The following is a 9133-nucleotide window of genomic DNA, read 5'->3' as shown; positions in this document are numbered from 1 at the left end:
CAAACTATTAACGGTTTCTCTGTCATGCCGTTGCTAGCAGGAAGTCCGGCAATTGATAAAGGTATTGCTGCTGGCGCGCCGGCTGCGGATCAGCGCGGCGTGAGTCGCCCTCAAGATGGTGATGGTAACGGAAGTGCGATCGTCGATATCGGCGCTTTTGAATTCACTACACTCACGCCAACTCCGACGCCCGCGCCGACTCTTACTGGTTCTTTGGGCCAAACCAATAACTACAGCAGTGTCAATGACCTGATCGCACAATGGCCGAATGCCGCTCAGAATCAAGGCATCAAACTGTCTGGGATAGCCTTTGATGGCTTTGAAACTGACTACCTTAACCCGAATGTCATCAGCAATCTCACCTTAGCAACGAACGAAAACCCTAAAAGCTGGTTGAGCTACGGCAGTATCGGCGGTATTGGTGTCCCATCCTCTTATGATGGTTGGTTCACCGACGCCAGGAAAATTCGGGCGGAAATCAACCATAACCCCAATACCAATCAATCTCAGGCGCTGAAGGTGAAATGGGCAGATAACCAAGACATCACTAGCACAATGATCGACCTCGCTGGATTGACCCCCAAAACAAGCCCTGATTTGGGCGATCAAGGCAATGAAGTTGCTTTCCTGCAAATCTTTAATAATGGGGTTCTGGTACCGGCCACCAAATTTACGGTCGCTCGCCTCAACGCTCCGAGCGCTCCAAAACCCATTACTGTGTCTTCAGATGGAGTGACTTTCATTGGCGATCGCACCGATGGCAATTTTAAATTCCAGATAGTAGGAGACTCCCTGAGCGGCGCTACTTTTGACGAACTGCGGTTCTCCACCAAAGCCTACGATAGCCCCACCGCTGCCTACGTCGCCACCTCCTTCAAAAACGATGGTTCCGACTACGTAGTGCGGAACATTGAATATCAAGGGATTTCTACTGCTGTGCCTCCGACTTTCTTCTCTTACGGTTCGTCTCCTGATCCTATTATTGATGGTGGTTCTGGAGTTGTTACGATTAATCGGACTGGCAATACTTCGGTTTCGGCTTCGGTGGACTATTTGATTGTTGCCCCTAGTGGTGGTCAACCTGTGAACAACGTAGACTACAACATTAGTCCATCTGCTGTGAATCCTTCGTCCGGCACGGTGAACTTTAATCCCGGTCAAACTAGCGTTAGTCTGACGATTAACAATCTTCCTGGTTTGACTGGTGGGGTGGTGAATTTGGGCTTTGGCCCAGGTTCGATCAGCGCTCCGGCATCTGCTGCAATTACTCTGCTTTAAGGCTGTTAGTAGGGCGAGGAATCCTTGCTCTACTAATATGTCCCGCAAGTAGTTAAATGCTTTGGTAGTGATCCACAGTAATGGTTTAATATTAAATCCACATAAATTTCCGAGGTAAAAGTATGGAATGTCCTAATTGTCAAAGGGATTTTTTTATTAAAAATGGAAAGACTTCTTACGGGAAACAGTGATTTAAATGTAAAACTTGTAGTAGTCAGTCAGATTGAAAATTCTCAATATAAGCAGCTTTCACTCCTATACTAAATCCTTAATTGAGCGGCTGATTTTAGAAAAACTTTCTGGAGCCGGAATTGCTAGAGCTACGGGGGTATCCATTCGATGATCCAGAGTTATGTAAATAAAAATATGCCGAAATTTCGGGGGCAATTGTGGTGATGAAAAAACCGAAAGGTTCCTTGACTTTACAGCTAGATGAAATGTGGCCATTTGTCAAAAACAAGCGAAAAAAGCAATTTCTCTAGATACCTTTAGATCAAAATACCCGTAAAATTGTTGGAATTTATATTGGAGACAGCTCAAAAAAGTCTGCGGAAGAACTCTAGAAATCTTTACCTCCTGTCTATAGACAATGTGCTGTTGGTTATACTGATTTTTGGGAATCTTATTCAGAACTGCTACCTTTTAAAAGACATCTACCTGTAGGTAAAGAAGCGGGAAAAACCAGTTATATTGAAAGATTTAATAATACTTTACGGCAGCGAATTTCTCGTTTGGTTCGTAAAACCTTGTCTTTCTCAAAAAAACTGCTCTCACCATATTGGGGCAATTTTTAACTTTGTACATCTCTATAATTCTTGCATCAGAAAACGATATCATTACTGTGTCTGACTACCAAAAATTATTTCATGTGGGGTGAGCGTCTCGCCCGCCCAAAAATACAATTTAGTTGCGAGACAACTTGTTTTGTGCACGACAATCTCGCAACCACAAACGAATCGCCTCAGCAATTTCGCTTTTCTCCCCCTCGCCCCGCAACAACGGACGAACATCTGCCGCATTACCAAACCTAGAAACAATTTTTACTAATTCCCACCCGTTCTCGGTTTTAGTTAAAAACAGCCAATGATATTGCTGAATTTCAACTCGTTTATCCCCGCGATACTGCCGTTCCAAAGTAGTAATGAAAACTTGACTAGCATTTTCAGGAAGTGCATCTTCAAAATTCAAAGGTAACGGTTCAAACTCCGGGCGGCCGGCTAAAATTATTTGAGGCAGCGCGTAACCGGGCGGCGTGTTAGTGTTAGGAGAAAAGTGCGATCGCACAATTACGCGGTTAGCATAACTAGGCAAATCTTGCAACAGGCGATCGACCAAAGTTTCTAAATCAGCCGGACAGGGCGATCGCGCTAACAAATCATACCGACTCGCATTTACACTGCTAGCATGATTTGTCACAAAATTAACAGCAATAGTCGGAGTTTCAACCCCAGATATTAACAGATAAACACAGATGAACGCTGAGGAAATTTTATCTGTGTTCATCTGTATTTACCTGCGGTTTAAAAAACATTCATATTGTTATTCAATCTCTTCACAAATACGCGCAAAAGCCGCCACCGGATCATCCGCAGCAGTAATCGGCCGCCCAATCACCAGATAATCCGCACCAGCTTTCAAAGCGGCCTTTGGAGTCATCGATCGTTTTTGATCGCCTCCATCGGCCCATTTCGGACGCACACCGGGACAAACTAACAGAAAATCATCCCCGCAACTCATCCGCAACTGTTCCACCTCTTGCGGAGAACAAACAGCACCAGCTAAACCCGTTTCCTTAGCCAACAATGCCATGTGCAAAGCATATTCTGGCAACTCCAAAGGTATTTTCAACTCAAAAGCCAACTGTCGCGAATTCAAACTCGTCAACAGAGTAATTGCAATCAACTTAGGACTTGGTTTATCCACAGCCGCCGCCCCTTCAGTCAAAGCCAACTGTGCCGCTTTCAAAGCATCTTTACCACAAGTAGAATGGATCGTCAATAAATCCACATTGTACTTAGCAGCCGCCCGACAAGCACCAGCCACAGTATTCGGGATATCGTGAAACTTCAAATCCAGAAAAATCCGCTTTTCCCGCTGTTTTAAAATTTCCAAAATTCCCGGGCCGGAGCTCACAAACAGTTCTAAACCGACTTTCCAGAAAGATACATCAGGCAGTTTGTCCAGAAGTGCGATCGCCTCTTCTTGACTCGAAACATCCAAAGCAACAATAATTCGATTATCAGCGTTCATCAGCGTTCATCTTCAGTATTCATCTGCGGTAAAAAAAGAGATTCAAGACACCAATCGCACAAACTTATTTTTCCCAACCTGCAAAATCTTACCGCATAAATCAGCAGGTGATTCAAAAGTAAGATTAACATCAGAAACCCGATCGCCCTCCAACTTCACCCCGCCGCCCTGCATCAACTTCCGCGCATCACCGCTGCTTTTACAAAGCCCGCTAGCACTGAGAATATAAAACAACTTAGCCGGAAACTGCACACTTGCCAAAGAAAACTCCGCCACAGCATCAGCTTGTCCAGCAGCACCTTTAACCAGCGCCATTGCATCTTGTTGTGCGCGATCGGCTGCTTCCTTCCCTCGATACTGGCGCACCACATCCACAGCCAAAAGTTTCTGTTTTTCTCGCGGATTTTCTGGCAATTCATCAAGCGGCAAATCTGTCAATAGTTCAAAATATTGGGTGATCGAACTATCAGCAATTTTCTCCAACTTAGAATACATCGTCAGCGGGTCTTCCGACAAACCGACATAATTATTCAAAGACTTCGACATCTTCTGCACGCCGTCAGTCCCGATTAAAATCGGCATCAGCAAACCAAACTGCGGTTTCATCCCAAAATGGCGCTGCAAATCTCTCCCCACCGCAATATTAAACTTTTGGTCACTTCCCCCCAACTCAACATCAGCTTCCAAAGCCACCGAATCGTAACCCTGCATTAGTGGATACAGAAACTCGTGCAGGAAAATCGCATTTTCCTGCTGCATCCTGTTATCAAATCCCTCTTTAGCGAGCATCTGCTGCACCGTCATCGTGCCTAGCAGTTCCAAAATCTTCGCTAAGTCCAATTTCGACAACCACTCGGAGTTGTAGCGAATTTCCAAACGTCCGGGCGTGTCAAAATCTAGAATCGGACGCACTTGGTCTAAATATGTCTTGGCATTTTCCGCCACTTGTTCGGCCGTCAACTGGCTACGCATCTCCGACTTCCCGGTCGGATCGCCAATTCTTGCGGTAAAATCTCCGATCAGCAGTACGGCTGTGTGACCGGCATCCTGAAAAGCTCGCAGCTTGCGGACGCAAATGCTGTGTCCCAAGTGAATGTCACTCCCTGTCGGGTCAATTCCCAGTTTGACGCGCAACGGTCGATCGACTTTTGCCAGGAGTTGGGCTAAATTTTCGTCAGGGTTGCTAGAATCAGGTCGATCGGGAAAAATCTCGCTGACGCCGCGGTAAAGCGCTGAAAGGTTAGGAGTTATCATCGGGGAGCGATCGTCCATCATATTTTGCCAAAGTGCAGCAGAATTAGTTACACTCACTGGTTGACGCATAAAAACATAACTATCAAGCTACTATAATCCCAAAGCTGACCGGCTTTCATTAGCTGACAGTCTTTAGGGTTCGCATCTAAAATTAAAAGTCTTAAACCCCAAATCGAGTGAGGAAGTGAAATCCACGTGTCAACCAACGCAGTCCGCAATAACACGGAAAACTCAGCCCCCGTATTCGAGTTTGTTCAGTCAGTCAGTAAAGTGACCGCCGGAACCATACTCAGCATGACAATGCTTGCCAGTTCCGTAGTCGCTGGCGGACTGGTTGGCTTAGCGATCAGCTTCCGGAATTTGCCAGATGTTCGGATCTTGCAAACCTACTCTCCTACAGAAACTACCCACATTTACGACATCAACGGCAAGCCCCTAGCCAGCATCCACGACGAAGCCAACCGGGATGTCGTACCCCTTGACCAAATCTCCCCGAACCTGAAACGAGCTGTTCTGGCGATCGAAGATAGCAACTTCTTCACCCACAAAGGTATCAACCCTGGCGGGATAGCCCGAGCTCTCTTAGTCAACCTAGAGAAAGGTAGAACCGTTGAAGGCGGATCGACTCTGACTATGCAGCTAGTCAAGAACCTGTTTCTTTCTCCCCAGTCAAAATTTAGTCGCAAGGTAGCTGAAGCGGTAATGTCTATCCGCTTGGAGCAAATTCTCCACAAAGACCAAATTCTGCAACTATACCTGAATCAAATTTACTTAGGTCACAACTTGTACGGGGTAGAGACAGCCTCTCGAAGCTATTTCAACAAGTCAGCAAGTAATTTGACTCTTGCAGAAGCAGCGATGCTGGCCGGCTTAATTTCTGCCCCCGAAGAATACAGTCCTTTCGTCAATTACAAGTTGGCAAAAGAGCGGCAAATCACCGTTTTAAGCCGCATGAAGGAACTCAAATGGATTACGCCGGCCCAAGAGACTGCAGCCCGAGGGGAAAAAATTAAGCTAGGCAAAATTACCTCTTTTGGCGGCTCTCAAGTTCCTTATGTAACACAAGCCGTAGTCCAGGAACTAACGAGGCGTTTCGGGCGAGATGCCGTGGTTAAGGGAGGAATGCGCGTTCAAACCACGATCGACCTCAAAATGCAGCGCATAGCCGAAGAAACCGTCAAAGCGTGGCACGACAGGCTTTACTACCAAGGGCTGTTTTACGATCGCGAGGAAGGTCAAATTGCCCTAGCAGCCGTCGATCCCCGCACCCACTTCGTCAAAGCAATGGTTGGCGGCGTCGATTACGAAAAGAGTCAGTTCAACCGCGCCATTCAAGCACGCCGCCAGCCCGGATCTTCTTTTAAGCCTTTTATCTACTACGCTGCCTTTGCTAGTGGCAAATACACCCCGGATTCAGTTGTCTACGACTCCCCTGTCGGCTACCGCGACGGCGACGGCTACTACTACCCTCAAAACTACGGCGGCGGCTTCTCCGGTGCCGTCACCATCCGCAGAGCTTTGGAATCATCTCTGAACATTCCCGCCATCAAGCTTGGGCAAGAAGTGGGATTGAATAAAGTGATTGAGATTTGCCGCGTACTCGGCATCAGAAGTCCGATGGAACCCGTGATTTCTTTGCCTTTAGGTGCCGTTGACCTAACTCCTTTAGAAATGGCCGGAGCTTTTGCTACCTTCGCCAACAACGGCTGGCATTCTGACACCACGTTTATCGTGCAAGTCACTGACAGCAGCGGCAACGTCTTGCTCGACAATACGCCCAAACCCAAATTAGTTCTCAATTCCTGGGCGGCGGCATCTGTCAATAGCGCCCTGCAAGGGGTAATTAACAACGGAACAGCAAGGGCGGCTCAACTTGGGCGGCCGGCTGCTGGAAAAACTGGTACAACTTCCTCAGAACGGGATATCTGGTTTGTGGGTTACGTGCCACAGTTGTCTGTGGCTGTTTGGATGGGCAACGACAATTACAGACCGATGAGCTACGGTGCTACTGGCGGTACTATTGTCGCCCCTGTTTGGCGTGATTTTATGAGCCAAGCTTTGGAAGGCGTTCCCGCAGAAAATTTCAAACCTGCTTCATCTTTTGAGCGGCCTTAATTAGTCAGTTGACTGTTGACTGTTGACTGTTGACTGTTGACTGGAAAGCAGTTGTCAGTTGGTGTTGGGGAGTTGTTGATAATTACCAATTACCAATTACTTCAACATCTGACCTTAAGATTGTTTTTCTAGCTCAGATTTCATCCGCTCCAGCGTTGAGTTCATTTGCTCAAACATCTGCTGGGGCGTGATGCCAAATTGATTGAGCTGTGTTTTTAACTGCTCTACAGTCATCTGAGCCATGAAGTCCTCAGACAGCTCGAAGCGCTTCATAAAAATACGGTAGCGCTCCATCATTGATTCCATCTGAGCGATGAACATTTTCTTGCCTTCGCGATCGAATTTGCCGTAATTGCCACCTAGTTTGATGAGAGATTGATAGTCTTCAAACAACAGCTTGGCTTCTTGCTGAACAATTTCTGAATCAAAAAATCCCATAGCTTTCCTAATTTTTTAATATTCTACTAATTTTGATCTAGGCGAGAAATCCCGATGCTTTTTGTACTATTTTATCAGTTGCCGGAGGAAGTCCCTACCCCTCTAGGTACAAGAATAAGTAGAAATTTCCGTACAGCAGAGGCATCGGGCATCGGGCTTGCGATGACAACAGTCAACTGTCAACAATCAACTGTCAACAGTCAACTGTCAACAGTCAACTGACTTCAAACTTCCCCGATGCGTTCTAGAGGCCAAAACCGCACTACAGCGCGGCCGATGATATTCTGCTTAGGTAAAAATCCCCACCTGCTGGAGTCGTTGCTGTTGTTCCGGTTGTCTCCCATCACAAAGTATTCATTTTCTGGGACGCGATAAGGCCCCCACTGGTATTTAGGAGGTTCGGCAATATATTTTTCGACGAGGGGTTTGTCGTTGAGATAAACTAAACCTTTTTTAACGGCGACGGTTTGACCCGGTAAGCCAATTACCCGCTTGATGAATGCTTGGTCTTGGGTAAAGCCTTCTTCTTGCAACTTTTCTGGGGGAGTAAATACTACGATGTCGCCAGTTTTTGGAGGTTCGAGGTAGTAGGAGATTTTTTCGACTACGACGCGATCGCCCACGTGCAAAGTTGGTACCATAGAATCTGAGGGTATATAGCGCGGTTCTGCGACCCACGCTCGAATAACTATGGCTAAACTCAAAGCAATAATCACTATCTGAAGATTTTCTCGCTGTGACTTCCACGCCTTCTGCCACCAGGTTTCAGGCGGATTTTCTGCTACTTTTGTACCCAAATTATTTTTTTCAGATGTCATGAAAGTCCTCCGATATAGTTGCCACTAATTATCTAATTAAGCCCATCAGCATTTAAATTGCATCTCAAGAAATAATCAAACCCTGAGCAGGCTGGACACGCGAACCCGCCCAAAATATACAATTTAAAGGCAGGTGCGATTCGTTTAGTTGATACCCGAAAGGGAGGATGACTAGCAGCGATATGGTAAACCCATCAGGGTTAGAGTTCGCACTTTAATCCCCCGTCGCCGATAACTTACTACTCATGCAGGTGAGAAAACCTAGTCGAGCATCTAGCTAAGACAACTAGGGGAAAAACGGGAAAGATGGAGGTGCAAACCAACATCATCATAACCAAAATCCAAAATAAATCAAGTCCTGACATCATGGTGCGTGATTGAAAGCACACAGAACAGAGAGCCAAAGTTAAGTCTGGTTTCCCCTACATGAAGATTGACAACCTTTACGTAAAGCGGGGGTGAACGCGGGCAATCGGGAGAGCTGAATACCGATACCGCCAGCAAAAATCCTCTAACCTAATCATTACGAAAGTAATGAAGTCATGCAGGGTAAACGCATCTTAACTTCAACCCAAAATAGGCTACAGTTATACCCGACTCATTTTTTCTGTAGTTTATTGTAGTTGATGCGTGTTATCAATTGCAAGAGGTTTTAGTAAAACTGTAACTTCGCAACAAAAACAAATAGGTTCATTGCTTTCACAGGGCGAACGCCTCTAAATTTTATGTTAACAGAATATGGTATATTGGAGAATAACTCTTGACTACCTAAAAACATTTAATTAGAGTTTACCATTATGAAACTTCAACCTAAAATCACCATTGATGACCATTTTCTGAAGGAGAATATCTAAGAAGTGAGCGGACGAAACCTCATCAATTAATTGATATTATCACCATCTCAATCTGTGCCGTGATTTGCGGTGCTGATACATGGGTGGATATCGAAACTTACGGTCGAGCTAAATATATAGCAAGTC

7 protein-coding genes and 2 pseudogenes are annotated in these 9133 nt (G+C 45.9%); 4 read left to right on the top strand and 5 right to left on the bottom strand.

Annotated elements, in window-relative coordinates:
• Positions 1-1278 (top strand): choice-of-anchor Q domain-containing protein (locus tag QT996_RS11355; protein WP_333046617.1); only part of this gene is annotated, 1278 nt, incomplete at its 5' end.
• A gap of 659 nt (positions 1279-1937) precedes the next feature.
• A pseudogene (locus QT996_RS28635) lies at positions 1938-2039 on the top strand (IS1 family transposase); the annotation flags it as partial.
• A gap of 142 nt (positions 2040-2181) precedes the next feature.
• Here QT996_RS28635 and QT996_RS11345 read toward each other — a convergent pair.
• From QT996_RS11345 to tyrS, 3 genes are read right to left on the bottom strand one after another with little or no spacing between them, the layout of a single operon-like run.
• Positions 2182-2781 (bottom strand): hypothetical protein, encoded by a 600-nt coding sequence (locus QT996_RS11345; RefSeq protein WP_333046616.1) that lies wholly within the window; start codon positions 2779-2781, stop codon positions 2182-2184.
• Positions 2782-2817: 36 nt separating this feature from the next.
• The gene (gene pyrF, locus QT996_RS11340; RefSeq protein WP_333046614.1) at positions 2818-3528 is read right to left on the bottom strand and encodes an orotidine-5'-phosphate decarboxylase; all 711 of its coding nucleotides are present in this window, start codon (positions 3526-3528) and stop codon (positions 2818-2820) included.
• A gap of 42 nt (positions 3529-3570) precedes the next feature.
• Entirely contained in the window at positions 3571-4803 is a 1233-nt protein-coding gene (tyrS, locus tag QT996_RS11335) for a tyrosine--tRNA ligase (RefSeq protein ID WP_333046624.1), read from the bottom strand.
• Positions 4804-4977: 174 nt separating this feature from the next.
• Here tyrS and QT996_RS11330 point away from each other — a divergent pair, with 174 nt between their 5' ends.
• On the top strand, positions 4978-6897 hold the full coding sequence (locus tag QT996_RS11330) for a penicillin-binding protein 1A (protein ID WP_333046612.1): 1920 nt from the start codon (positions 4978-4980) through the stop codon (positions 6895-6897).
• Between the two features lie 114 nt (positions 6898-7011).
• Here QT996_RS11330 and QT996_RS11325 read toward each other — a convergent pair whose 3' ends face one another.
• On the bottom strand, positions 7012-7335 hold the full coding sequence (locus QT996_RS11325) for a DUF1825 family protein (protein ID WP_006632589.1): 324 nt from the start codon (positions 7333-7335) through the stop codon (positions 7012-7014).
• A gap of 224 nt (positions 7336-7559) precedes the next feature.
• Positions 7560-8153, bottom strand: a complete 594-nt coding sequence (gene lepB / locus QT996_RS11320) for a signal peptidase I (protein ID WP_333046610.1) — start codon at positions 8151-8153, stop codon at positions 7560-7562.
• A gap of 797 nt (positions 8154-8950) precedes the next feature.
• Between lepB and QT996_RS11315 the strand changes: the two are divergent.
• Positions 8951-9120 (top strand): annotated as a pseudogene (locus tag QT996_RS11315) (transposase family protein); the annotation flags it as partial.
• Between the last annotated feature and the right edge of the window lie 13 nt (positions 9121-9133).

Origin of the sequence: Microcoleus sp. S13C4 (assembly GCF_036700865.1) — a bacterium.
Lineage (GTDB): Bacteria > Cyanobacteriota > Cyanobacteriia > Cyanobacteriales > Microcoleaceae > Microcoleus.
The sequence above is the reverse complement of the archived record's forward strand: the minus strand, read 5'-3'. Positions and strand labels throughout refer to the sequence as shown.

Excerpts from the sequence above, each read along its gene's own strand:
- QT996_RS11345 (WP_333046616.1), bottom strand. The coding sequence starts at position 2,781 with ATGAACACAGATAAAATTTCCTCAGCGTTCATCTGTGTTTATCTGTTA.
- tyrS (WP_333046624.1), bottom strand. The coding sequence starts at position 4,803 with ATGATGGACGATCGCTCCCCGATGATAACTCCTAACCTTTCAGCGCTT.
- lepB (WP_333046610.1), bottom strand. The coding sequence starts at position 8,153 with ATGACATCTGAAAAAAATAATTTGGGTACAAAAGTAGCAGAAAATCCG.
- QT996_RS11325 (WP_006632589.1), bottom strand. The coding sequence starts at position 7,335 with ATGGGATTTTTTGATTCAGAAATTGTTCAGCAAGAAGCCAAGCTGTTG.
- pyrF (WP_333046614.1), bottom strand. The coding sequence starts at position 3,528 with ATGAACGCTGATAATCGAATTATTGTTGCTTTGGATGTTTCGAGTCAA.